The following is a 24741-nucleotide window of genomic DNA, read 5'->3' on the forward strand; positions in this document are numbered from 1 at the left end:
GAAATGAACTTTTTCGGCCCGGTTTTGAATGTTCTGGCGCGCATCATCGTCGGCTATTCCCTGATGTTTTTGATGCCCTTGGCCTGGTCCTGGGGCATGGGTGAGGTTGGCATGGTGGGCGTCTGGCTCAATGGCTTGGCGCTGACCTTAGTGGTGGGGCTGGTGATGGGCCTGGTGAGTCGATCCCATCGCCGTGAGTTGCAGCCGCGCGACGGTTTTTTACTGGTGAACCTGGTTTGGCTGGTGCTGCCGGCCCTGTCTGCCGTGCCCTTGATGCAGGCCATTCCCGCCCTGAGCTTCACCGACGCCTATTTTGAGTCCATGAGCGGGCTCACCGCGACCGGCGCCACCGTCATGAGTGGGTTGGACCTGTTGCCGGTGTCGGTGAACGTGTGGCGCTGCTTTTTGCAACTGGTGGGTGGCTTGGGCATCATGCTGCTGGTGGTGGCGGTGCTGCCGTTGCTTGGGCTGGGCGGCGTGCAGCTCTACAAGGCTGAAACTCCTGGCCCGATGAAAGATGCGCGGCTCACCCCGCGCATTGCCGAGACTGCGCGTGGCCTGTGGGCGGTGTACTTTGTGATGTCGGCCCTGTGCCTGCTGGCCTACCACTGGGGCGGCATGAGCTGGGCAGATGCCTTTATGCACATGTGCAGCACCATGGGCTTGGGCGGTTTTTCATCGCATGACGCCAGCTTTGGCTACTGGGATTCACCGCTGCTGGAAATGGTGGCAGTGCTGTTCATGGCGCTGGCAGGCATCAGCTTTGCGCGCTATTTCATTGTGTGGCGTGCCAAGTCGCTGCGTTCGCTGGTGCGCGATCTGGAAGTGCGGGCTTACGTGACCGTGCTGCTGGTATCCACCTTCGGTTTGGCCGCGGTGCTGTTGCTGCACCAAACTCAGCCGAGCATTCTGGAGAGTTTGCGGGCCTCGGCCTTCCATGTGGTGTCGGTGGCCACCACCACCGGCTACGCCTCGCAAGACTACACGCTGTGGCCGGTGTTTGCCCCGGTGCTGTTGATGTCACTGGGCTGCTTTGTGTCCTGTGCCGGCTCCACCGGTGGCGGCATCAAGATGGTGCGCATGATCATCCTGTTTAAGCAGACCAAGCGCGAGCTGGTGCGGGCCTTGCACCCCAGTGTGGTCAACCCGGTGGTGATGGGGCACCAGGTGATTCCGGCCACGGTGAGCGCCTCGGTGATCGCCTTTATGCTGATCTATATCGCCTCGGTTGTCTGGTTGACCATGCTGCTGTTGCTCTCAGGGCTGGACATCGTGACCGCATTCTCTGCGGTGGTGGCCACCATCAACAACATCGGGCCAGGACTGGGGCTGGTGGGGCCTGCGGGCAATTTTGGTGTGTTGACCGATTTTCAGACCTGGGTATGCACGCTATGCATGTGGATGGGTCGGCTGGAGTTGCTGGCGGTGATGGTGTTGTTTATGCCGCAGTTTTGGCGCAAGTGAAAGCGCTGGGCTCGATGTGAGCCGACTCATTGAGGCTGGCGCTCGCGTGCTGCGCAGCTCGTCAGAGTTTCAGGCGTTGCTCAAATCACTGGGCGCGATGCCTGATGCACCATAGATTTATATAAAAAATCGGGCTCTAGCCCTTACAGATAAAGCGCAAGCAGCTATGAATTTTAAAGCAATCTTGTTTGACTGTGACGGCGTGCTGGTGGACAGCGAAGCCATCACCTGCGGCGCGCTGCGCGATCAATTGGAGGCGTCTGGCTGGCGCATGACGCTGGCCGAGTGCATGGCCTATTTTGTGGGCAAAGCCGTGCGTGATGAGCGTGTCGTCATCGAGGCACGCACCGGTCAGCCGCTCACCGAGGCCTGGATGCAAGCGTTTTACGCGCAACGCGACCAGGCGCTGCGGGCTAATTTGCAGATCATTCCAGGCGCGTTGGCAGCGGTGCAGGCGGCGCAGGCCCACACCGGCGGGCAGACAGCTTGCGCTTCAGGCGCAGACCGTTTCAAGGTGGAGATGATGCTCAGCCAGGTTGGGCTGATGGATTTTTTCGCTGGCCGCATCTTCAGCGGGCACGAAATGCCGCGCTCCAAACCCGCGCCCGACGTGTATCTGGCCGCTGCCGCACACCTGCAGGTGCCGGGTTCAGAGTGCTTGGTGATTGAAGACACCACTGTCGGCGTGACCGCCGGTGTGGCCGCCGCTGCCACCGTGTGGGCCTATTGCCCGCTGCCTGACGCGGGTGCGGCGCTGCTGCAGGCGGGGGCGAGTCGGCTGTTTTCGCGCATGTCTGATCTTCCAGAGTTGCTGCTGGCGCGCTGATTTGAAAATAGTTGGGAAAGTTGCAGCCACTGCCTATTCCTGAGGCAGTGCGTTGCAGGCCGCACCAGATAAGGCTTTGCCGGGTTGTCCTGTGACTGGTGCACAAAGTTATCCACAAAATCTGTGGGTTGATACCTTAAGCGTTTGTGTTAAGCGCTGCCTGTTTGCGAAAGCCTGCCGGTGCCTGCCCCGTCCACCCCCGAAACGCGCGGATAAAGCTCTTTTCATTCAGGAACCCAACCGCCTGCGCCACCTGCTTGATCGGTCGCTGGGTGCGCAGCAGCAGGTCGATGGCGCGGGCCTGGCGGACTTCGTCTTTCAGCCCTTGCAGTGACGCGCCTTCTTCTTGGAGCTGGCGGTGCAGGGTGCGGGGTGACATGGCCAGCAGCGCTGCCAGATCGTCGGCGCTATGCGTTTCGTTGGGCTGGCTGGCCAGGGCCTGGCGTACGCGCTGCACCAGCAGGCGGTCGCGGCGGTATTGCAGAACGGTCAGCGGCAGGGCGCGCTTGAGCATCTGGCGCAAGGCGGCTTCGTCACGGCGCAGCGGCAGGCGCAGGTAGTTTGAGTCAAAAATAATAGCTGTCCGCGCTTGCTGGAAAAGGGTTGGAGCCGGAAAAAGCACGTTATAGACGTCTTGATGGGCGGTCGCGGCAAAGGCGAATTGCGCCTGATTGAGCGCGATGCGCGAGTCAATCAGCCAGCACGCCAGGCCGTGAAAATTGCGCAGCACCGATACCAGACAAAACTCGCGCAGCGCGCCCAGGTCGCGGTGTTCGGTGATCTCAAGCGTCGCCACGCCGCCCGCATCACGTAGCGTGAGCGTGATGTCGTCGGCAATCAAGCCATGGTGGCGGCACCAGCGTTTTAATGCCACACCCAGATTTGGCGCGCTGATGGAGGCGCGTGCCAGCATGCCGTAGCTGCCCCAAGGCAGGCGCCGGCTGAACCAGCCCAAGCCTTCATCGTCGAGCTCCTGCATGGCGGCGCCGGAGATGCGCTCCATTTGTGCGGCGGTGATGCGCGTGGCTGGATCACCAAGTTTTTCTGGCGTGATTTGTGCCGCTTCCAGCGCCTGGCTTGGGTCTTTGCCCTGTTTGGCGTAGGCCTGCACAATGGCTTGAACAAATGCGATGGGTGTAACCGCTGGGCCAATTTTGGGTTTTTGGGCTAAATTAGGTGAGCCGGGGATGCGTTCAGGCATGGGTTGACGGACTTCTTTGGGTGGCTTGCGTACGGGCGCGATATGGGCAGGAGAGTTTGCACCTGAATGGCAGTATTTGCAACCTGTGTGACACCTGCGGCGCGCCTTGTTGCTCTATGCTTGACGCTGCACAATGGCGCAAAACCTTCAGCGTCAACCCGATACAGAAAGACTGCCATGCCCGCACTCGACTCGAAACTCAACGCCCGCTCTGCCGATTTCCAGATCAACGCCCATGCCATGCGCGGTCTGGTGGATGACCTGAACGCCCAGGTCACGCAAGTGGAGCTTGGCGGCGGCGAAGCCGCCCGCGCCAAACACACCGCGCGCGGCAAACTGCTGCCACGCGACCGCGTGCAAATGCTGCTCGACCCCGGCACACCGTTTCTTGAGCTCTCGCCACTGGCAGCACTCGGCATGTACCCCGACCGCGATGGCACCGACAGCGCGCCCGGCGCGGGCATCGTCGCGGGCATCGGCCGTGTCAGCGGGGTGGATTGCATGATCGTCTGCAACGACGCCACCGTCAAAGGCGGCACCTACTACCCGCTGACGGTCAAGAAACACCTGCGCGCGCAGGAAATTGCCCAGCAAAACCGTTTGCCTTGCATCTACCTGGTGGACTCGGGCGGTGCCAATTTGCCCAATCAGGATGAGGTGTTTCCAGACCGTGACCATTTCGGGCGCATTTTCTTCAACCAGGCCACCATGAGCTCGCTGGGCATTGCGCAGATCGCGGTGGTCATGGGCAGTTGCACGGCGGGTGGCGCTTATGTGCCGGCCATGAGTGATGAGGCCATCATCGTCAAGAACCAGGGCACCATCTTTTTGGGCGGCCCACCGCTGGTGAAAGCCGCCACCGGCGAGGTGGTGACGGCGGAAGATTTGGGCGGCGGCGACGTGCACACCCGCCTCTCAGGCGTGGCTGACCATCTGGCACAAAACGACATGCATGCGCTGGCGCTGGCGCGGCAATCAGTTAAGAATTTATATAAAAATAAGCCTCTAGCCCTTATGGATCATGCGCCAGCAGCTCCTAAATACGTAGCAGAAGAGCTTTACGGCGTGATCCCGGTGGACACCCGCAAGCCTTTTGACGTGCGCGAAATCATTGCCCGCATCGTTGACGACTCCGACTTTGACGAGTTCAAGTCGCGCTTTGGCATCACGCTGGTGTGCGGCTTTGCGCGGGTGGAAGGCATGCCGGTGGGCATCATCGCCAACAACGGTATCTTGTTCAGCGAGTCGGCCCTGAAAGGCACGCACTTCATCGAGCTGTGCTGCCAGCGCAAGATTGCGCTGGTGTTTTTGCAGAACATCACCGGCTTCATGGTCGGGCGCAAGTACGAAAACGAAGGCATTGCCCGCAACGGCGCGAAGATGGTTACTGCGGTGGCCACTGCTGCTGTGCCCAAATTCACCATCATCATCGGCGGCAGTTTTGGCGCGGGCAATTACGGCATGTGTGGCCGCGCGTTTAGCCCGCGCTTTTTGTGGATGTGGCCGAACGCGCGCATCAGTGTCATGGGTGGCGAGCAGGCGGCCAGCGTGTTGGCCACGGTGCGCCGCGATGGCATTGAGCTCAAGGGTGGCACCTGGAGCATGGAGGAAGAAGAAGTCTTCAAAGCCCCCATCCGCCGCCAATACGAAGAACAAGGCCACCCCTATTTCGCCACCGCGCGCCTGTGGGACGACGGCATCATCGACCCCGCCGACTCCCGCCGGGTGCTGGCGCTGGGCTTGAGCGCAGCCCGCAATGCGCCGGTGGAAGACACGCGGTTTGGACTTTTTCGCATGTGATGTGTATGATTTGTTAAATTCATACACATCAAAGGCTAAATCATGCGAACCAATATCGAAATTGACGACAAGCTCATGGACTTTGTCATGGCCACCGGCGAGTTCAAAACCAAGCGCGAGGCGGTGGAAGAGGGCTTGAAGTTGATCAAGCGGCGCAAGGTTTATGACGCTCTTTTGGCCGCCCGTGGCACCTTGCACTGGGATGACTCCGACGAAGCCTGGGCCAAATACCGTGCCGAGCAAACAGCTATGGCCAAGGCCCGGGCGGCTGGCGAGCCCATAACGGGTGAGCTTGACCCGCTTTTCGAAATTTCCATGTCAGACATGGTGCAGCAGCCCTCAGCCGCTTACACCGTTACTAAGGACAACACCAAATGATTCTGGTGGACTCCAGTGTGTGGATTGACTTCTTTCGGGAGACGCAAAACAAGCACACCCTGCAATTGGTCAAGTGGCTACAAGGCAATGACATAGAACTGGCTGTGGCCGATTTGGTCATTTTTGAGGTCATGCGCGGTTTTTTGCTGCCCAAAGATCAAGTTCGCGCCAAGCAGTTGCTGCTGTCGCTAACCGTGGTTGAAATCGGCGGGCTTGACAACGCGCTCATCGCTGCAGAGCACTACCACGCGCTGCGTCAGCGTGGCTACACCATCCGCAGCCCCATCGACGTGCTGCTGGCCAGTTACTGCATCACCCACGGCCACCATTTGCTGCACCGCGATGCAGATTTTGATGTGATGGAAATTCTCAGAGGTTTGAAAACATGGCCGCATTGACTATTGAGACCGACGTTGTCGCCACCGTCACCCTGAACCGCCCCGAGGTGCGCAACGCCTTCAACGACGAGGTGATTGCTGAACTGACTCAGGCTTTTGCCGCACTGGGCCAAAACGCACAGGTGCGCACCATCGTTCTTGCCGCTGACGGCCCGGCCTTCTGCGCCGGGGCGGACCTGAACTGGATGCGCCGCATGGCCGACTACACCCATGCCGAAAACCTGCTTGACGCCGCGCAGCTGGCCGAGATGCTGCGCGTGATCTACACCTGCCCCAAACCCACCGTGGCGCGCATTCAGGGCGACGTGTATGCCGGTGGCATGGGCTTGGTAGCTGCGTGCGACATGGCCGTTAGCGTGGACACGGCCAACTATTGCCTGAGCGAGGTCAAGCTGGGCTTGTACCCGGCCACCATCAGCCCGTATGTGATCCGCGCCATGGGCGCGCGTGCGGCGCACCGCTACTTTTTGACCGCCGAGCGTTTTGACGCGGTGGAGGGCTTGCGCATCGGTTTTGTGCATGCGGTGGTGGGCGCTGAGCAACTCGACGCCAAGGTCGATGAGATCACCCGCGCGCTGGTCAATGCCAGCCCGAATGCGGTCAAACAATGCAAAACCCTGCTGCACGACGTGGCCGGGCAAGACATCAACGCCAAGCTGATCGCGCACACGGTTGAGGGCATCGCCAGCATTCGTGCCAGCGCCGAGGGCAAGGAGGGCGTGCAGTCGTTCCTGCAAAAGCGCAAGCCCCACTGGCTTGCCCAAAGCTGAGCGCAACGTGCGCACTGACCTCTATGGACGCACTTTGGCAAACCCTGACCGGCTGGCTGCACGCCATGGGCTTGTCGCTGGGCGACAGCCCGCTCGGGCTGGTTGGGCCGGTGGCGGCTCAGGCGGCAGACAAGATGGATATGCCCGGCTTGCTGGCGCTAGCCGCCGCGCTGGGCTGGGCCAGTGGTTTTCGGCTGTACGCCGCGGTGTTTCTGGTGGGCATGGCGGGTGCGCTGGGCTGGATCGCGCTGCCCCAGGGGCTGATGGTGCTGCAACATCCGGCCATGCTGGCCGCCAGCGGCTTCATGCTTTGCGTCGAGTTTTTCGCCGACAAGATTCCGGGGCTGGACGCACTCTGGGACATGCTCAACAGCGTGCTGCGCATTCCTGCCGGTGCCGTGCTGGCCGCTGGCGCCTTGGGCGCGGACAGCGCCACCATGGGGCTGGTCGCCGCGTTGCTGGGCGGATCGCTGGCGGCCACCAGCCAGGCCACCAAGACCACCACGCGCGCGGCCATCAACACCTCACCCGAGCCGTTTTCCAACATTCTGGCCAGTCTGGCCGAAGACGGCCTGGTGCTGGGCGCCGTCTGGCTAGCCACCACGCACCCGCTGATTTTTGGCGTGGTGCTGGCCGTCACCGTGGTGCTGATGTGGCTGGTGACCGTTTCACTTTTCAGGTTTCTGCGCGCTGCGCTACGCCGCTTGACGGCACTTTTTGACAATTCCCAGAAGGTGGTTTGAATGTTTACCAAAATCCTCATCGCTAACCGAGGCGACCAGCCGCAAAGCGGCGCAGCAGCGAAGCTAAATTGCATGATGCGCGTAGCGCATGCAGGCGATTGCACCCCGATGGAGGTGGCGTATGTTTAATAAGATACTGATTGCCAATCGGGGTGAAATCGCCTGCCGCGTAGCCGCCACCGCGCGCCGCATCGGCATCAAAACCGTGGCGGTGTATTCCGACGCGGACGCCTCTGCCAAACACGTGGCCGCCTGCGACGAATCTGTGTTTATTGGCGGCAGCGCCCCCAAAGACAGCTATTTGCGCTGGGAACGCATCATTGAAGCGGCCCAAGCCACGGGTGCGCAGGCGGTGCACCCCGGCTACGGGTTTTTGAGCGAAAACGAAGACTTTGCCAAAGCCTGCGCAGCCGCCGGACTGGTGTTTATCGGCCCACCGGCGTCAAGCATTCGGGCGATGGGTTTGAAGGCGGAATCGAAACAGCTGATGGAGCGCGCCGGTGTGCCGCTGGTGCCCGGTTACCACGGCGCGGCCCAGGGCGAGGCGCTGCTGCAGCAGGAAGCCGACCGCATCGGTTACCCGGTGCTGATCAAAGCCAGCGCGGGTGGCGGCGGCAAGGGCATGCGTGCGGTGGACAAAGCTGAAGACTTTCTGGCCGCGCTGGAGTCATGTAAGCGCGAAGCTATCAACAGCTTTGGTAGCGACGCAATGTTGATTGAAAAATACGTGCAGCGCCCGCGCCACATTGAAATTCAGGTGTTTGGCGACACGCAGGGCAACTATGTCTATTTGTTCGAGCGCGACTGCTCGGTGCAACGGCGCCACCAGAAAGTGTTGGAAGAAGCGCCCGCGCCAGGCATGACCCCCGAGCTGCGCCGCGCCATGGGCGAAGTGGCGGTGGCCGCTGCGCGCGCCGTGAACTACGTGGGTGCGGGCACGGTGGAGTTCATCGTCGAGCAGCCCGGCGGTTACGAGCGCCCCGAAGACATGAAGTTTTACTTCATGGAGATGAACACGCGCCTGCAGGTGGAGCACCCGGTGACTGAAGCGATCACCGGACAAGACCTGGTGGAGTGGCAACTGCGCGTGGCCAGCGGCGAGCCGCTGCCGCTCAAACAAGAGCAGCTCAGCATCACCGGCCACGCCATAGAGGCACGCATCTGCGCCGAGAACCCCGACAACAATTTCCTGCCCGCCACCGGCACCTTGGAGGTGTACGCCAAGCCCGTGCATGTGTCGTTTCAGCCGCCTGTGGATGTTGCTGACAACACCAGCGCGCTTCGCAACCAGCCCATCCGCTTTGACGACGGTGTGCGCCAGGGTGACGCTATCAGCCCGTTTTACGACTCGATGGTGGCCAAGCTCATCGTCCATGGCGACACGCGCGCACAGGCGCTGGCCCGGCTGGACACCGCGCTGGCACAAACTCACATCGTCGGCCTGACCACCAATGTGCAGTTTTTGCGCTACGTGGCACAAAGCGAATCGTTTGCCCAGGGCAATCTGGACACCGGCCTGATCCCGCGCGAAGCCGCCGTGCTGTTCAACCAGGAGCGCGTGGGCCTGGCGCTGGCTGCGGCCGCTGACGTAGCGCAAACCCTGCTCGACGAGGGCAGCACGCAAACTACCGATCCGTTCAGTAAAACCGACGGCTGGCGCAGCCACGGTGTTTTTACCCGGCGTTTCGCGTTTGAATTTGGCGGTGAACAAGTGCAGGCGGGCCTGACCTACTTGCACGACGGTGCGCTGTCCTTCAAGGTCGGTGACACTGCTGGCGTGCTGAGTTTTGCCGCCACGCCGCAGGGCATTGACGTGCAATATGCCGGCCAGCGCGCCTTGGTGAATGTGTATCGAAAAGGCGAGGTAGCCCATATCCACACTGCGCAAGGTGCTACACAAATCATTGCGGTTGATTTGCTGTTGCACGCCGGTGAAGCCCCCGCCGAAGGTGGCCGCCTGACCGCGCCGATGCCGGGTAAGGTGGTGTCGTTTTCGGTGCAGGCCGGTGATACGGTCAAAAAAGGCCAGCCGCTGGCGGTGATGGATGCCATGAAAATGGAGCACACCATTGCCGCGCCGATGGACGGTGTGGTGGCCGAGCTGCTCTACGCGCCGGGCGATCAGGTGCCCGAAGGGGCTGAGTTGCTCAAGCTCAACAGCCTGCCGGTTTAACCCGAACTTATAAGCTTTTTAGGCCTCTAGCCCTTATATTTAAAGGGTGAGTAGCTATTAACTTAAAAGTACTATGGGTGCCTTCCACATCACCTTCTGCTGCAGCAACACCGAACCAGAGCCGTGGCTGGAGGGCTTGCGCGCCGCGCTGCCAAAGGCGCAGGTGTCGGTTTGGCAAAGTGGCGCAGCGCTTGCTGACTACGCCGTGGTCTGGGCACCGCCGCAGCAATTTATGGACGAGCAGCTGCAGCTCAAAGGCATTTTCAACATCGGCGCGGGCGTGGATGCGTTGATGAAACTGCGCCTGCCGCCAAACGCGGTGGTGGTGCGCCTCGAAGACGCTGGCATGGCCGTGCAAATGGCTGAGTAGGTGTGCCAGGCAGTGATCCGGTACTTTCGTGACCTGAACGCCTACGCCGGCGATATTCGCGCCGGGCACTGGACCTATTACAAACCGCGCCAGCGCAGCGACTTTTCCGTCGGGGTGATGGGGCTGGGTGTGTTGGGCGCGCGGGTGGCGCAGGCGCTGCAGCAGTTTGAGTTCCCGGTCAGCGGCTGGAGCCGCTCGCCCAAGGCGCTGCACGGTGTGCGCACCTTTATGGGTGCCGCGCAGTTGCCCGACTTTCTGGCCAGCAGCTTGAGCTCTGCGCAGAAGTCCACCACTGTTTGGTGGTCGCGTCCCTCGCAGGCAAAGAGCAGACGTTTTGCTTGAAGGTCATGCACCACAGTGATGTCGTTCTGACCTTTGCGCAGGCTGGTCTCATCAATGCCGACAATCTTCACCTCAGACATGTCGTCGAGCTTGCGGGCGCCCCTACATAGTGTTCAATACGCCGCCATAGCTGTTTGTCCGCGCAGCGCAGCAATGCTGCGGCTTGGCGCACCGGCAGTTCCTGACACAGCGACAGCGCCAGGGCTTCAAACAGTGCGTAGAAGCCACTTCCTTCGCGCGCCCAGGGCCCTGGCATCTGCGTGGTCTTGGCGCAACCACTGCAGGTAATGCGAGGTACTTGAGCGTGCAGCCATGCCTCGTACTGAAAGAAGTCCAGATGTCGCCAGTCTCGCTTTTGTCGGTCACAAATGCCTTGGTCGCTGAGTCCACAGGCCGGGCAAATCAGTCGCATGCCATCACAGGTGAGCTCAAAGTCGATGCGCCGGTGAGCGGTGTCTAGTTCAACTTTTTCGACACGCCAGGGTGCAGCTAAGCCCAGCGCACTGGTGAACAAGGATTCGATTCCAATTCCCATTTCTATATGGCTTGTGTTGGTTAAACATCCGCCCGGTGGATTTGTGGACAACCCGCTGCGCGCGTTGCCCACAAGCCCCACCGGACCCTACTACTGCATTGTATTTTTCAGGGCAAGTTCCACACGAAACGACGAAGGGCCCGCGTGACCCGGAAGATGACCGCGTGCGGGTCAAAGATGACTACAAGCTTTTGGCGCAGTGTGACTGTGAAGCCATCAGTCATTTAATCAGTGAAGATGCCAGCACGTTGTACAAATATTTAGACCGAGCTAGGGGTGCCGGGTTAACCACAACCAAAGCAGTCTTGCTGCGAGATGGTTTTGACACTGCATGGTTTGAGAACGGTCAAACACGATTGCTGCCGTAAACACGAACCCCTTGGCAGCTTTGTCGGCGAAGCAGCGCCGTTGAACGGGTGCATTGTTTTGGCGTGCAGTGCCGCATGGCGGCCAAAGTGAAAGCTGCCAGTGACCGGGTTTCGAGTAAAGGTTTGCGCCATACTTGACACTTGGTTTTCGTCGCAGGATTTGAGCAAGCTGCTCAGTCTGGTGGAGCAACATCAAGCAACTTTTGTGGAGGCCTGGGATGAATTTTTCAATGCTTAAATTGGCGCCTAGGGCCATGGCGGTTGTGTGCTCCGAAGACGAATTGCGAGTGTCCTTGGCCGATGGACGATCGCTCTCGGTGCCGATGGCCTGGTTTGCACGGCTGGCACATGCTTCACAAGCCGAGCGGGCGCATGACGAATTGCTGGGCGATCGCGAAGGTATTCATTGGCCGGAGATCGATGAAGATATTTCTATTGCCGCACTTTTGCTAGGCCAGCCGTCTGTGCAGGCTAGACGCGCACTGGCTTGATCGCCCTGATCGAAGCCAAGCAGGCACTGTTCTACGCCAGCCTCGAACTGAAAGCACAACAGTTTCCAGCTGCGCGTCAGCAACGCGCAAGCCCGACAGTGGTGCGTGACTGATGCTTGTAAGACCCCTCCTTTATTGAAACGAAACGGAACCATCCATGACTCTCCCCACCCACGTCAAACTCATCGATGTCGGCCCGCGTGACGGGCTGCAGAACGAAAAGCAAACCGTTCCCGCCGCCGTCAAGATCGAGCTGGTGCATCGCCTGCAAGATGCTGGTCTGAAAGAAATTGAAGTCACCAGCTTTGTCAGCCCCAAATGGGTGCCGCAAATGGCCGACAACCTGGAGGTCATGGCTGGCATCGCGCGCCAAAGCGGTGTGCGCTATTCGGTGCTCACGCCCAACATGAAGGGCTTTGAAGCTGCGCTGGCCAGCAAGCCTGATGAAATCGTCGTGTTTGGTGCCGCCAGCGAGGCCTTTAGCCAAAAAAACATCAATTGCAGCATTGCCGAGAGCATTGAGCGATTCGCGCCGGTGGTGGCAGCCGCGCTGGCCGCTGGCATCAATGTGCGCGGTGCCATGAGTTGCACCGTGGGCTGCCCGTATGAGGGCGACATCGCCCCGGAGCGTGTGGGCTACCTGGCCGGGTTGATGAAGGGCATCGGTGTGCAACGGGTGGATGTTGCCGACACGATCGGTGTCGGCACCCCTTTAAGCGTGCAGCGCGCCATCGAGGCGACGCTGGCCCATTTCGATCTCAACCACATCAGCGGCCACTTTCACGACACCTATGGTCAAGCGCTGAGCAACACCTTGGCGGCGCTACAGCTGGGGGTGTTCAACTTCCAATCGTCAGTGGCTGGCTTGGGCGGCTGCCCGTATGCCAAAGGCGCTACCGGAAATGTAGCAACTGAGGACGTGGTGTATCTGTTGCACGGCATGGGCATCGCCACCGGTATTGACCTGGACAAGCTCATCGACGCGGGCCAGTTCATCAGCGACTTTCTGGGGCGGCCGACTAACTCGCGCGTTGGTAAGGCACTGCTGAACAAGCGTTTATCCGCATGAGTCACGACGCCAGCAAACCCCTGCCCGAAGGTGTGCAGCGCGTGGCGCAGGTGCTGCGCGACAAAGGTCACCCGCATGCGCCGGTGATGCTCAGCGATGCGGCCCGCACGGCCCAGCAGGCCGCCGATGCGCTGGGCATCGCGCTCGGGCAAATTGCCAAAAGCATCATCTTCAAACGCAAGCCTGACGCTGCTGCCGTGCTGGTCATCACCTCGGGTGACCGACGTGTGGATGAAAAAAAGGTCCAGGCGCTGGTGTGCCAAGACGGGCAAAAGCTCGGCCGGGCCGACGCCGACTTTGTCAAAGCGAGTACCGGGTTTTCGATAGGCGGTGTGGCCCCGGTGGGCCACGCGGTGCCGCTGGTCACGCTGATTGACCGCGAGCTGTTGCGTTTTGACGAAATCTGGGCGGCAGCAGGCCATCCGCATGGCGTGTTTAAATTGCATTCTGAGCATCTGGCGCACCTCACAGGCGCGCCCGTAGCCGATGTCACAGAACAGGCAAACACATGACACTTAATGCAAAAGCTATGATTTTTCTAGCTGCTACCGCACGCGACATAAGGGCTGGAGGCCAAAAGTATGACAAAGGTGTGCCGTCGCCCTGCATGTCTGTCTGCCAGATGGATGACGACACCGCGCTGTGCCAGGGCTGCCTGCGCACGCTGGGCGAAATTGGTCAGTGGGGTAACGTGGACGACAAGCAACGGCGCGCCATCTGGCAAGCCATCGAGGCGCGCATCGTTCAATACGCACCATGAAACACATCACTTTTTACCTGGATTTCATCTCGCCCTACGCCTACCTGGCGTTCGAAAAGCTGCCCGAGGCGCTGCTGGGCCACAGCTACAGCGTCACTTACCGGCCGATTTTGTTCGCGGCATTGCTCAAGCACCACAGCCAACTTGGCCCGGCGGAAATACCGGCCAAGCGTGCGTGGACGGACCGCCATGTGTTGTGGCTGGCGCAACAAAACGGTGTGGAACTGCAACTGCCTGCCCAGCATCCGTTCAACCCGCTGGGCCTGCTGCGGCTGGCGCTGGCCTGCAGCGATTCAGGTTTGCCCAGCCGATATGTGTGTGAACGCATCTTTCGCCATGTTTGGCAAGGTGGCCAGGACGCAGCCGATGCGCAGCGCCTGCAGGCCTTGACGGCGCAATTGGCCCCACCGCACGGTGTCAATGACGCACTGGCCAGGATTCAGCTCAGAAGCCATACCGACGACGCCATTGCCAAAGGCGTGTTTGGTGCGCCCACCTTCGAGGTGGATGGCAAATTGTTCTGGGGCCTGGATTCGCTGCCGATGCTCAAGGCCTATCTGGACGAAGACCCGTGGTTTGGCAGCGCGTGGGCCGCTGCAGACCAAGTTGGCCAGTGGCCGTAGCTTAGTAGTCCGTTTCATCAAAACAGTTACATGAAATCGTGTCTTTTCCTGCCTGGCGTTGTTGTTCGTCGATGCCATAGCTACGGCTATGTCGCCTCCTCTCGCCTAGCCAGCCAGAAAAATCCATCGATTCCATTTCGTAACCGTTTTGGCGAAGCAAACTACTAGCCGCCGGACTCGACCTCAAACGCTTTGTGTTTGCCCTGCGCCAGAAACTGCGCCGCTTGGCCGAGCGCAGCAGTGAGCGCCGCTTTCAGCGTGTGCGGCGGGTTGATCACAAACACCCCGCTGGCAGGCAAGCCGGGGCGCACTACCTCGCCAGCATCGTCGTGCCCCAGCTTGCTGGACTTGACGGTGAGCGTGGCGTTTAACCAAGGCAGCTTCTCGCGGTTAGCCAGGGTTTTGAGCTTGCGCGGCAGGTCGTGCGCCTGCGGGCGCGGAATGATCGGGTACCAGACCATGTAGGTGCCGGTAGGGAAACGTTTCACCGAATCGGTCATCATTTCCACCACGCGCGGGTAGTCGCTTTTGATCTCGTAGCTCGGGTCGCACAGCACCAGCGCACGGCGCGAGGGCGGGGGTAAAAACTTCTTCAACGCCTCAAAACCGTCCTCCGGCAGCACCGCAATGGAACGCCCGGCGTTGAGCTGGGCAATGTTGGCCGCCAGAGTTTTAGCGTCGGTGGGATGGATTTCAAACAGTTTCAGCCGATCGCGGTCGCGCTCTTGCAACAGGTGGTGGATGATGAAAGGCGAGCCTGGATACACCTTGTGGCTGCCCGCCTTGTTGAAGCTGGCCACCATGTCCAGGTAGTCTTGCAAGGCTGGGGCCAGCGCGGCAACCGGGCTTGGTTTTTTGGCGCCTTTGGCTGCAGCAGGTGTTTTGGCTGCTGCACTATCCATAGCTGTCTGTGCTTGATTGGCGGGGGCTACAGGCTTATTTTCTATAGAAGCTGGGGGTGCGATGGCGGCCAGCAGTTTCAGGTAACCATCCGCCGCTTCGCCACTGGTCTGGGCGTAATCGCCGTCCAACCGGTACAGGCCAGCTCCGGCGTGGGTGTCAAACACGTTGAGTGCTGTGTCTTTTTGGGTCATGTGGCGCAGCACCGCCAGCAGGGCGGTGTGCTTGAGAACGTCGGCATGGTTGCCGGCATGGAAGGCGTGGCGATAACTGAACATCTCGTGATGTTACCGCGTTGCCCGGGAAATTTGTATAATGGCGGGCTTCGCAGCGCTTTTGTGGCTCCGCGGCGAAGCAGCTCTTTAGTATCGTCTCACGACCCTGCGCCGAGTTAACCCCACCTAAGAGATTCCCATCAGAGGAACGCCGACCGTGGAAAAGAGCCCTGCAAACCCTCTATATAAAAGAGAAACCTCATGTCAACTTTCAGCGCAAAACCCGCTGAGGTCGTGCACGAGTGGTTTGTGATTGACGCGACCAACAAGGTCCTCGGACGAGTAGCCAGCGAAGTTGCTCTCCGTTTGCGCGGCAAACACAAGGCCATTTACACGCCTCACGTCGATACCGGCGACTTCATCATCGTCACCAACGCAGCTCAGCTGCGCGTGACCGGTGCCAAGTCTACGGACAAAATCTACTACAGCCACTCTGGTTACCCAGGCGGCATCAGTTCTACCAACTTCCGTGACATGCAAGCCAAATTCCCTGGCCGCGCTTTGGAAAAAGCCGTCAAGGGCATGCTGCCCAAGGGCCCGCTTGGCTACGCCATGATCAAGAAGCTCAAGGTGTACGGTGGTGCAGAGCACCCGCACACTGCCCAGCAACCCAAAGTGTTGGTTCTTTAAGGAGCTTTGAGATGATTGGTGAATGGAACAATGGTACCGGCCGTCGCAAATCGAGCGTCGCCCGTGTTTTCCTGAAAAAAGGCTCTGGCCAAATCGTGGTGAACGGCAAAGACATTCAAAACTTCTTTGGCCGTGCAACCTCGATCATGATCTGCAAGCAGCCCCTGATGCTGACCAACCACGCGCAAACCTTTGACATCATGGTCAATGTGGCAGGCGGCGGTGAGTCCGGTCAAGCCGGTGCAGTGCGCCACGGTATTACCCGTGCCCTGATCGACTATGACGCAACGCTCAAGCCTGAGCTGAGCAAAGCCGGTTTTGTGACTCGCGATGCCCGTGAAGTGGAACGTAAGAAGGTTGGTTTGCACGGTGCTCGCCGTCGCAAGCAGTTCTCCAAGCGTTAATTCAGCTTCTCCCAAATGGCCGCCTGGATGCAAGTCCCGGCGGCCGTTTGCTTTTTGGCGTGTGGCCGCTGCGCCGCCAATGACCATACGCCAATTGGCGGCAAACCAGGCTTGAAGTTGCTCTGGATCAAGTTGTTGTAGTATTGCTCTACTCAATTATTTGGAGACCCGTATGAGCGCTGTAGCCGAAGCTATTCAAACCGAAATGCCTGCACCGATTTTGTTCACCGACAGCGCCGCTGCCAAGGTGGCTGACCTGATCGCCGAAGAAGGTAACCCTGATTTGAAGTTGCGTGTGTTTGTACAAGGCGGTGGCTGCTCCGGCTTCCAGTATGGCTTCACCTTTGACGAAATCACCAACGAAGACGACACCACTATGACGAAAAACGGTGTGTCGCTGTTGGTTGACGCGATGAGCTATCAGTATCTGGTGGGCGCTGAAATCGACTACAAGGAAGACCTGCAGGGTGCCCAGTTCGTCATCCGCAACCCGAATGCCACCACCACCTGTGGATGTGGTTCTAGTTTCTCCTGATACTGTCTCTCAGGCATGTTGGTAGCACTATGCCTGGATACGACTGATCTACAAACGAAGTGATCCAGTAACTTGCCAAAAAACCGTCTAACCAGGCGGTTTTTTTACGCCTGATGTGGCTCAGGCTGGGTAGATGGCGCCCAGAATTCTGCGGCCTGCTGCACCGGTGACGCTCGGCAGGTTGCCAGGTTTGTGGTGCATGGTCTGGTAAGCCAACCAGGCAAATGCAGCGGCTTCCACCTCCAGCGGCGGTAAGCCGTCTTGGTCTGAGGTGCTCACCGGTATACCCGCAAGATGCGCTTGCAAGCGTTGCAGCAGATGGTGGTTGAAGGCACCGCCACCACAAACAATTAATCTTTTGCTCTCTTTTGCGTAGCTGCTAATGCAGTCAGCACAAGCGCTAGCAGTCAATTCCGTCAGTGTCGCTTGAACGTCTTGCGCCGGTGCGTTGGTAAAACCCTGTAACTTGTCCTGCAGCCAGTCTGAATTGAACAGGTCTCGACCCGTGCTTTTAGGCAGTGGCTGGCTGAAGTACGGCTCGTCAAGCAGGCGTGCCAACAGGTCGGGCAGACATTGCCCGCTGGCCGCCCAGGCACCGCCTTGGTCAAAGGGCTGGCCGGTCTGCTGCAAGCACCAGGCATCCATCAAAGCGTTGCCGGGGCCGCAGTCAAAGCCCAGCACAGGGTCTGACGCCTGGCCAGGCAGCACGCTCAGGTTGGCGATGCCGCCCAGGTTGAGCACCGCCACAGTCACCCCTGGTTGGCTAAAGACCTGCTGGTGAAACGCTGGTACCAAGGGCGCACCCTGGCCGCCAGCGGCCACGTCACGGCTGCGAAAGTCTGCCACCACGGTGATGCCGGTCAGCTCTGCCAGCAAAGCTGGGTTGTTCAGTTGCAGGGTGTAGCCAGCACCCATAGCGGCTTCGGACCAACGTTGCGGTTGGTGGCGTACCGTTTGACCGTGCGCGCCTATCGCCAACACATCGGTGGCGTTCAAGTCCAAGTTTTGCGCCTGTTGTATCAGTTGGTGGACCACTTGCGCATACGCGGCTGCAATGCGATTGCCGGCCAGTGCCGCACGGTGCAATTCGTTGTAAGAGGCAATGTTGAGAGAGAGCAATTCGGCTCTGAAAGTGGGCTCAAAGGGCAGGCTTGCCTGTGCCAAAACATGAACGCCGGGCCCAGCCAGATCAAGCAAAACGCCGTCCACGCCGTCCAGAGACGTACCGGACATCAAGCCAATACAAAGCGCCTTCTTAATACTGTTTCCAGAGGCCAGCGCTTCAAACGGTTGGCCAACCCCTGCGCTCATTCAAACCGTGTTGGCTGCAGGCTGGCTGCTGCGTGCAGCCCGACTCGCGCCTCGCTGGCAGCCTGCTTGAACACAGGCAGTACAGCTGCCGACACCGGCACGGTTTCGCTCTTTTGAGCCATCTTCATTGGGTCATGCTGCACCCCATTCACCCGCACTTCAAAATGCAGATGTGGGCCGGTGGCCCAGCCGGTAGAGCCGACCAGGCCGATGGTTTGACCTTGCGTAACGTTGTCACCACGCTTGACCATCAGTCGGCTCAGGTGGGCATAGACGGTTTCGGTGTTGTTGCGGTGCTGGACAAAAACCACGTTGCCATAGCCGTTTTGCACCCCAGAAAAAGCCACAACCCCATCGCCCACAGTGCGCGCCGGTGTGCCGGTAGGTGCCGCAAAGTCGGTGCCTAAATGCTTGCTCCACTGTTTCAGGATCGGGTGAAATCGCTCTGAAAAACCGCTGCTAACCCGCGAAAAAGCCACTGGAGCGCTGAGGAAAGCGCGGCGCAGGCTCTGGCCGTCAAGCGTGTAATAGGCACCGGCGTTAGCTTGTCCGGCACTGTTGGTGCCTGGCGGCTGAAACCACATGGCCTGAAACACCTTGCCCGCGTTGACAAACTCGGCGCTCAACACGCGGCCCGTGCGCAAGCGCTCGCCGTCGCCTTCCAGCACTTCATAGACCACATTGAAGCGGTCGCCTTTGCGCAGTGAGCGGCGAAAGTCGATATCGCCAGAGAACAGTTCCGCTAATTGAGTGGCAACGCTATCGTGCAAACCCGCGTCATCTGTCGCGGCGAACAGTGATGACTGGATGGTGCCGCTTGCCAAACGCGCTGTTGCCACCAGCGGCGCAGATTCCAGATGGGCGGTGAAGCCCTGAGCATCACGCTGCACGACCATTCGATTGAACTCAGGACCATCGTCAGGGCTCCAGCGCACGCTCAGCTTGCTCAACTGATGGTTGTCGAGGGTTTCGATGGTGACATGGCGCCCGCTGCGGCTCAGCAAAGCCTGCCGCGCTAGGGGTTGGGTGCGTAAAAACTGGGCCGCTTGCGGGTCATTCACACCCATACGTTTGAGCAAGGTGTCGGTGGTGTCAGTGCTGCGGGTGATGTCAGAGCGATACAGATTCAGCACAGCGGTGCTCTGGTCGGTCTCAGACTCAGCCAGAGGCTGTTGTGGCTGCACCGCCTCGAGCACCATTTGGACCGGCAGTTCCGACACATCGGGGCCTAAGGAAGCCAGCGCCCAAGCGCCGCCGCCGCCTGCCAAAAGTGTGGCAGTGACAACGGCTGTGAGGTGTTTGGGGTATTTTGCCAGCGTGTTCGCTGAAGTTGCCAGCAGAGACTGGCCGCGGATCAAGACGGAATGGATCAAGGGAACATCCTGTATTGGAGCGTGGATTGCATACAACAGAGGTAGCAGAGACCCTGAGAAACACCCACTTAAAATCATACCGATTAACAAAACTTAGTATAAACCCCTCCCCTCAAGGTGGATGCGGGAAAACCCATATGACTCAGCAAAAAACCACAGATTTTCCCCTCTCTGACAGCGTTCGCGAAGCCCTTGCAGTGACTTTGCGCGGCTGCGAAGAGTTGATACCGCAAAAAGACTGGGTCAAAAAGCTGGTGCGCTCCGAGGCCACGGGCACGCCGCTGCGGATCAAGCTCGGCCTGGACCCGACTGCGCCCGACATCCACATTGGCCACACCGTGGTGCTGAACAAGATGCGTCAGTTACAGGACTTGGGTCACACGGTGATTTTTTTGATTGGTGATTTCACCACGCTCATTGGTGATCCGTCCGGGCGCAACAGCACCCGCCCGCCCTTGACCCGCGAGCAGATCGACATCAACGCTCAGACTTACTACCGCCAGGCTTCGATGGTGCTGGACCCATCCAAAACCGAGATTCGCTACAACAGCGAATGGTGCGATGCGTTGGGTTCGCGCGGCGTGATCCAACTGGCAGCGCGCTACACCGTGGCGCGCATGATGGAGCGCAACGACTTTCATGACCGCTTTCACGCCGGCGCACCCATTTCTGTGCACGAATTTTTGTACCCACTGATGCAGGGCTACGACTCGGTGGCATTGAAGAGTGACCTGGAGTTGGGCGGCACGGACCAGAAATTCAACCTGCTGGTCGGCCGCCATTTGCAAGCCGAATACGGCCAGGAGCCGCAATGCATCTTGACCATGCCGCTGCTCGAAGGGTTGGACGGCGTGGAGAAAATGTCCAAGAGCAAAAACAATTACATCGGCATCAGCGAAGGCGCCAACACCATGTTTGCCAAAGTGTTGAGCATTTCTGACCTGCTGATGTGGCGCTGGTACACGCTGCTGAGTTTCCAGTCAGAAGCACAGATTGCCGCACTGAAGGCCGAAGTGGCTACCGGGCGTAACCCGAAAGACGCCAAGGTGGCCCTGGCCAAAGAGATCACCACGCGTTTTCACAACGCCGCAGCGGCGGATACTGCCGAGCAGGATTTCATCAACCGAAGCCAAGGCGGCATCCCGGACGGGATCAATGAGATCAACCTGCCGCTGGGCGAAGGCGGTGCCGCTTTGGGCATTGGTGCGCTGCTGAAATCTGCCGGGCTGGCCGCGTCGAGTGGCGAGGGCAACCGCCTGATAGACGGTGGTGGCGTGCGCGTGGATGCTACTGTGGTCAACGACAAAGGTCTGAAGCTGGGCGCTGGGACCTATGTGCTGCAGGTGGGCAAGCGCAAATTTGCGCGCGTGACGCTGGGCTGAACAGCCGCTTGAGTGCAATGCCACTCCCGTCAAGCGTTTTATAAGGTCTTTTGGGCTCTAGCCCTTATGCCTTAAGCGCGAGCAGCTACTATTTTAATAGTTACCAGCCTTGGGTTGAACCCTGGTACAAGTTCTGGATTAGCCAGAATATAAGACACGTTTTAACTTGAACGACGATTGAATTGCCCCATGCCCTTACCTGACTGCCATGGCAACGAAGCCGCTTCAAAGCATAAAAATCCTGCTGTCAATGCCAGCGTTGCGAGGCAGTCCTGCGATTCGGCGGCATGGATTGCTTCACTGGCGTTCGCAATGACAGCTCGACCTCACCTTAAAACTTTCATATCCGACGCCTTATCTGACACCTCGCCGCTTGAGCGGCGTGCGCCCGCGTGGGCGATGGTGCCGCCATGATGGCGCTGCTACAGCGTGTGCGCTGTGCTCGGGTCGAGGTGGCCGGGCAGGTGATTGGCGCGATTGATGCCGGTTTGCTGGTGTTGCTGTGTGCCGAGCGCGGCGACACCGCTGCCGTCTGCGACAGGATGTTGTCCAAGATCCTCAAGCTACGCATCTTCAATGATGCCGCTGGCAAAATGAACCACAGCGTGCAGGACATGGACGGTCATGGCGCAGCCGGTGGCCTGTTGCTGGTCAGCCAGTTCACGCTGGCCGCAGACACCGCTGGCGGCAACCGGCCCGGGTTTACCGGTGCCGCCCCACCTGACGAAGGCCGCCGCTGGTTTGACTATCTGGTTGCACAGGCGCGGCAAAAGCACGCTGTGGTGCAAACCGGTAAGTTTGGTGCCGACATGCTGGTGCATCTGGTCAACGATGGACCGGTCACCATTGCGCTGCGTCTGACCGCCTAGTCGTTCACGCACCGGATAATGAGGCCCCATGTCTTTTGTTTTTGAACGTCCCTCGCTTTGGCGCCGCATTTCGCCGTGGCTGGGTGGTTTTGACGGGCCCCTGGCGCTGGCCGTGCTGCTGCTGGTCTGTGCAGGGTTGATCACCATGTACTCCGCAGGTTTCGACCACGGCAGCCGGTTCCAGGACCATGGGCGCAACATGCTCATAGCTTTTGCCATACTTTTTACGGTCGCGAAAATTTCGCCACAGCGCTTGATGAGCTTAGCGGTTCCGCTTTACATGGTGGGCGTCGCCTTGCTGATTGCCGTGGCGTTTTTTGGGGTCACCAAGAAAGGCGCAACCCGCTGGCTGGATGTGGGAGTGGTCATTCAGCCCAGCGAAATCCTGAAGATTGCCATGCCGTTGATGCTGGCCTGGTGGTTTCAGCGGCGTGAAGGTCAGCTGCGTGCCTTGGACTTTCTGGTGGCAGGGGTACTGCTGGCGCTGCCGGTGGGCCTGATCATGAAGCAGCCTGACCTTGGCACCTCCTTGTTGGTGCTGGCAGCTGGCCTGTCGGTGATCTTTTTTGCCGGCTTGAGCTGGAAACTGGTGATGCCGCCGCTGCTGCTGGGCTTGGTGGGGATCACGCTGCTGGTAGTGTTTGAGCCTGAGCTTTGCGCGCCCGGTGTCGACTGGCCGCTACTGCGGGAGTATCAACAACAGCGGGTTTGTACGCTGCTGGACCCTGGCCGCGACCCGCTGGGCAAGGGTTTTCACATCATCCAGGGCATGATTGCCATCGGCTCGGGCGGTGTCTGGGGTAAGGGCTTCATGCAGGGCACCCAAACGCATCTTGAATTCATCCCGGAGCGCACCACCGACTTTATTTTTGCGGCGTTTTCTGAGGAGTTTGGTCTGGTGGGCAACCTGCTGCTGATTGCCACCTTCCTTTTCCTTGTGCTGCGAGCGCTGGCCATTGCGCTGGAGGCCCCCACCGTGTTTTCCCGGCTGTTGGCCGGTGCCATGGCAGCTATCTTCTTTTGCTATGCGTTTGTGAATATGGGCATGGTCAGCGGCATTTTGCCAGTGGTGGGGGTGCCGCTGCCGTTCATCAGCTACGGCGGTACGGCGATGGTGACGCTCGGCTTGGGGCTGGGCATTCTGATGTCGATTGCCAAGTCAAAGCGGCTGGTGAAGTCATAACACCAGTGGGCGTCGGGTCTGCCCCCAAGCCCTAAAATCGCGGCCATGATTTCACGCGAACCCACCATCGAGCGCCTAGGCGTTGCCAAGTCCCTGCTGCTGACTCCTTTTTGTCTGGATGAGGGGCACCTCAGTCGGGCCTTGGCGGCCATCAAGGCGCACCAAGTCGACGAGGCGGACCTGTATTTCCAGTACACCCGCAGCGAAGGCTGGAGCCTGGAAGAGGGCATCGTCAAAACCGGCTCCTTCAGCATTGATCAGGGCGTGGGGGTGCGCGCGGTGAGTGGCGAGAAAACCGCCTTTGCCTACTCGGATGACATCTCTGAGGCGTCGCTCATGGATGCGGCCCGCACTGTAAGGACTATTTCGGCTGCAGCCCAGAACCGCAAAGGGCGAGTAGCTACTAAAAAAATAGCGCCTTCGCGTGCTCTTTATCATGGGCTGGACCCTATTGCCAGCTTGGACAGCACAGCCAAAGTGGCCTTGCTGGAAAAGGTCGAAAAGTTGGCGCGCGCCAAAGACCCGCGTGTGGCGCAGGTGATGGCTAGCCTGGCCGCCGAGCATGACGTGGTGCTGGTGGCGCGTGCTGACGGCACCCTGGCCGCTGATGTGCGCCCGCTGGTGCGTCTAAGTGTGACGGTGATTGCCGAGCAAAAAGGCCGCCGCGAGGTGGGCTCAGCAGGCGGTGGCGGGCGCTTCGGTTTTGCTTATTTTGACGACGCACTGATTGAAAAGTATGTGGACGAGGCGGTCAGTGCTGCGCTGACGAACCTGGAGGCGCGCCCGGCACCTGCTGGCGAGATGACTGTGGTGCTTGGCCCGGGCTGGCCTGGCATCTTGCTGCACGAGGCCATTGGTCACGGGCTGGAGGGCGATTTCAACCGCAAGGGCTCCAGCGCCTTTAGTGGACGTATTGGCCAGCGGGTAGCAGCCAAAGGTGTGACGGTGCTGGACGACGGCACCCTGGCCGACCGCCGTGGTTCACTCAATGTGGACGACGAAGGCAACGCCAGCGGACGCAATGTGTTGATTGAAGACGGCATTTTGAAGGCCTACATTCAGGACGCGATGAACGCCCGCCTGATGGGCGTCCCGCCCACCGGCAATGGCCGGCGCGAAAGTTACGCCCACGTTCCGCTGCCACGTATGACCAACACCTACATGCTGGCTGGCGACAAAGCGCCGGAAGAAATTGTGGCCAGCATCAAACGTGGCTTGTATGCCACCAACTTTGGTGGTGGCCAAGTGGACATTACCTCTGGCAAGTTTGTGTTTTCAGCCAGCCAGGCTTACTGGGTGGAAAACGGCAAAATTCAGTATCCGGTGAAGGGCGCCACGCTGGTGGGTAGCGGGCCAGAATGCCTGAAACGCGTCAGCATGATTGGCAACGACATGCAACTCGACAGCGGTGTCGGCACCTGCGGCAAAGAGGGTCAAAGTGTGCCGGTTGGAGTGGGCCAGCCGACCCTGCGGCTGGATGGGTTGACGGTCGGCGGCACGGCCTGATCAGGCATCACTTCCGCCATGGCTCACCAGAAGGCCCAATACCGATGCTTCAGTCTGTCAGG

The 24741-nt window shown here is 59.6% G+C and carries 24 protein-coding genes and 2 pseudogenes; 21 read left to right on the forward strand and 5 right to left on the reverse strand.

The genetic code is table 11. From position 1 onward, the window contains the following. The first annotated feature begins 3 nt into the window (after positions 1-3). Together BLL52_RS08735 and BLL52_RS08740 are read left to right on the forward strand one after the other, a co-directional pair. Positions 4-1464, forward strand: coding sequence for a TrkH family potassium uptake protein (locus BLL52_RS08735; protein ID WP_075586319.1), 1461 nt, complete (start codon positions 4-6; stop codon positions 1462-1464). Between the two features lie 166 nt (positions 1465-1630). After that, positions 1631-2290: an HAD family hydrolase gene (locus BLL52_RS08740; RefSeq protein WP_075586320.1), complete on the forward strand. Its 660-nt coding sequence runs from the start codon at positions 1631-1633 to the stop codon at positions 2288-2290. A 136-nt stretch (positions 2291-2426) separates the two neighbouring features. Here BLL52_RS08740 and BLL52_RS08745 read toward each other — a convergent pair whose 3' ends face one another. Continuing rightward, a complete protein-coding gene (locus tag BLL52_RS08745) occupies positions 2427-3491 on the reverse strand; it encodes an AraC family transcriptional regulator (RefSeq protein ID WP_075586321.1) in 1065 nt (354 codons plus the stop codon). Between the two features lie 177 nt (positions 3492-3668). Here BLL52_RS08745 and BLL52_RS08750 point away from each other — a divergent pair, with 177 nt between their 5' ends. The 7 genes and pseudogenes from BLL52_RS08750 to BLL52_RS08780 form a co-directional block, all read left to right on the forward strand. Next, entirely contained in the window at positions 3669-5291 is a 1623-nt protein-coding gene (locus BLL52_RS08750) for a carboxyl transferase domain-containing protein (RefSeq protein WP_075586322.1), read from the forward strand. A gap of 42 nt (positions 5292-5333) precedes the next feature. Next, positions 5334-5669 (forward strand): type II toxin-antitoxin system VapB family antitoxin, encoded by a 336-nt coding sequence (locus BLL52_RS19955; RefSeq protein ID WP_083633870.1) that lies wholly within the window; start codon positions 5334-5336, stop codon positions 5667-5669. Beyond that, on the forward strand, positions 5666-6067 hold the full coding sequence (vapC, locus tag BLL52_RS08760; protein WP_075586323.1) for a type II toxin-antitoxin system VapC family toxin: 402 nt from the start codon (positions 5666-5668) through the stop codon (positions 6065-6067). Before BLL52_RS19955 ends, vapC begins: the two co-directional genes overlap by 4 nt. Continuing rightward, positions 6055-6837, forward strand: a complete 783-nt coding sequence (locus BLL52_RS08765) for an enoyl-CoA hydratase/isomerase family protein (RefSeq protein ID WP_075586324.1) — start codon at positions 6055-6057, stop codon at positions 6835-6837. Before vapC ends, BLL52_RS08765 begins: the two co-directional genes overlap by 13 nt. 23 nt (positions 6838-6860) lie before the next feature. After that, complete coding sequence (locus BLL52_RS08770) at positions 6861-7580, forward strand: DUF4126 domain-containing protein (RefSeq protein ID WP_075586325.1); 720 nt, start codon at positions 6861-6863, stop codon at positions 7578-7580. A 121-nt stretch (positions 7581-7701) separates the two neighbouring features. Then, a complete protein-coding gene (locus BLL52_RS08775; protein WP_075586326.1) occupies positions 7702-9753 on the forward strand; it encodes an acetyl-CoA carboxylase biotin carboxylase subunit in 2052 nt (683 codons plus the stop codon). Between the two features lie 73 nt (positions 9754-9826). Next, a pseudogene (locus BLL52_RS08780) lies at positions 9827-10390 on the forward strand (NAD(P)-dependent oxidoreductase); the annotation flags it as partial. Here BLL52_RS08780 and BLL52_RS08785 read toward each other — a convergent pair. Continuing rightward, positions 10390-11000 (reverse strand): annotated as a pseudogene (locus BLL52_RS08785) (helix-turn-helix domain-containing protein); the annotation flags it as partial. The pseudogenes BLL52_RS08780 and BLL52_RS08785 overlap by 1 nt on opposite strands. A gap of 586 nt (positions 11001-11586) precedes the next feature. Here BLL52_RS08785 and BLL52_RS08795 point away from each other — a divergent pair. From BLL52_RS08795 to BLL52_RS08815, 5 genes are all read left to right on the forward strand, one after another. After that, the gene (locus tag BLL52_RS08795; protein WP_075586328.1) at positions 11587-11859 is read left to right on the forward strand and encodes a DUF2442 domain-containing protein; all 273 of its coding nucleotides are present in this window, start codon (positions 11587-11589) and stop codon (positions 11857-11859) included. A 157-nt stretch (positions 11860-12016) separates the two neighbouring features. After that, a complete protein-coding gene (locus BLL52_RS08800) occupies positions 12017-12928 on the forward strand; it encodes a hydroxymethylglutaryl-CoA lyase (protein WP_075586329.1) in 912 nt (303 codons plus the stop codon). Then, the gene (locus BLL52_RS08805) at positions 12925-13440 is read left to right on the forward strand and encodes a YbaK/EbsC family protein (protein ID WP_075586330.1); all 516 of its coding nucleotides are present in this window, start codon (positions 12925-12927) and stop codon (positions 13438-13440) included. Before BLL52_RS08800 ends, BLL52_RS08805 begins: the two co-directional genes overlap by 4 nt. 17 nt (positions 13441-13457) lie before the next feature. Next, complete coding sequence (locus BLL52_RS08810; protein ID WP_173861796.1) at positions 13458-13688, forward strand: DUF1289 domain-containing protein; 231 nt, start codon at positions 13458-13460, stop codon at positions 13686-13688. After that, the gene (locus BLL52_RS08815) at positions 13685-14311 is read left to right on the forward strand and encodes a 2-hydroxychromene-2-carboxylate isomerase (protein ID WP_075586331.1); all 627 of its coding nucleotides are present in this window, start codon (positions 13685-13687) and stop codon (positions 14309-14311) included. The genes BLL52_RS08810 and BLL52_RS08815 overlap by 4 nt, the downstream gene beginning before the upstream one ends. Before the next feature lie 164 nt (positions 14312-14475). On the opposite strand, the gene BLL52_RS08820 is transcribed toward BLL52_RS08815, so the two are convergent. Further along, entirely contained in the window at positions 14476-15489 is a 1014-nt protein-coding gene (locus BLL52_RS08820) for a 23S rRNA (adenine(2030)-N(6))-methyltransferase RlmJ (RefSeq protein WP_075586332.1), read from the reverse strand. A 198-nt stretch (positions 15490-15687) separates the two neighbouring features. Between BLL52_RS08820 and rplM the strand changes: the two genes are divergently transcribed. The 3 genes from rplM to erpA all read left to right on the forward strand — a co-directional run bounded on the left by rplM (position 15688) and on the right by erpA (position 17055). Continuing rightward, a complete protein-coding gene (gene rplM / locus BLL52_RS08825) occupies positions 15688-16116 on the forward strand; it encodes a 50S ribosomal protein L13 (protein ID WP_075586333.1) in 429 nt (142 codons plus the stop codon). A gap of 11 nt (positions 16117-16127) precedes the next feature. Further along, positions 16128-16520: a 30S ribosomal protein S9 gene (rpsI, locus tag BLL52_RS08830; RefSeq protein WP_075586334.1), complete on the forward strand. Its 393-nt coding sequence runs from the start codon at positions 16128-16130 to the stop codon at positions 16518-16520. Between the two features lie 172 nt (positions 16521-16692). Continuing rightward, entirely contained in the window at positions 16693-17055 is a 363-nt protein-coding gene (erpA, locus tag BLL52_RS08835) for an iron-sulfur cluster insertion protein ErpA (RefSeq protein WP_075586335.1), read from the forward strand. Positions 17056-17175: 120 nt separating this feature from the next. On the opposite strand, the gene BLL52_RS08840 is transcribed toward erpA, so the two are convergent. Further along, positions 17176-18315 (reverse strand): anhydro-N-acetylmuramic acid kinase, encoded by a 1140-nt coding sequence (locus BLL52_RS08840; RefSeq protein WP_139313390.1) that lies wholly within the window; start codon positions 18313-18315, stop codon positions 17176-17178. Positions 18316-18362: 47 nt separating this feature from the next. Then, complete coding sequence (locus tag BLL52_RS08845) at positions 18363-19739, reverse strand: M23 family metallopeptidase (RefSeq protein ID WP_075586337.1); 1377 nt, start codon at positions 19737-19739, stop codon at positions 18363-18365. A 137-nt stretch (positions 19740-19876) separates the two neighbouring features. Here BLL52_RS08845 and tyrS point away from each other — a divergent pair, with 137 nt between their 5' ends. The 4 genes from tyrS (at position 19877) to tldD (ending at position 24679) form a co-directional block, all read left to right on the forward strand. Next, positions 19877-21121, forward strand: coding sequence for a tyrosine--tRNA ligase (tyrS, locus tag BLL52_RS08850; RefSeq protein ID WP_075586338.1), 1245 nt, complete (start codon positions 19877-19879; stop codon positions 21119-21121). Positions 21122-21531: 410 nt separating this feature from the next. After that, complete coding sequence (gene dtd, locus BLL52_RS08855) at positions 21532-21990, forward strand: D-aminoacyl-tRNA deacylase (protein ID WP_075587150.1); 459 nt, start codon at positions 21532-21534, stop codon at positions 21988-21990. A gap of 28 nt (positions 21991-22018) precedes the next feature. Then, a complete protein-coding gene (gene rodA / locus BLL52_RS08860) occupies positions 22019-23173 on the forward strand; it encodes a rod shape-determining protein RodA (RefSeq protein ID WP_075586339.1) in 1155 nt (384 codons plus the stop codon). A gap of 45 nt (positions 23174-23218) precedes the next feature. Beyond that, a complete protein-coding gene (tldD, locus tag BLL52_RS08865) occupies positions 23219-24679 on the forward strand; it encodes a metalloprotease TldD (RefSeq protein WP_075586340.1) in 1461 nt (486 codons plus the stop codon). The last annotated feature ends 62 nt before the right edge of the window (positions 24680-24741 follow it).

The sequence above is a fragment of the Rhodoferax antarcticus ANT.BR genome (assembly GCF_001938565.1).
Lineage (GTDB): Bacteria > Pseudomonadota > Gammaproteobacteria > Burkholderiales > Burkholderiaceae_C > Rhodoferax > Rhodoferax antarcticus.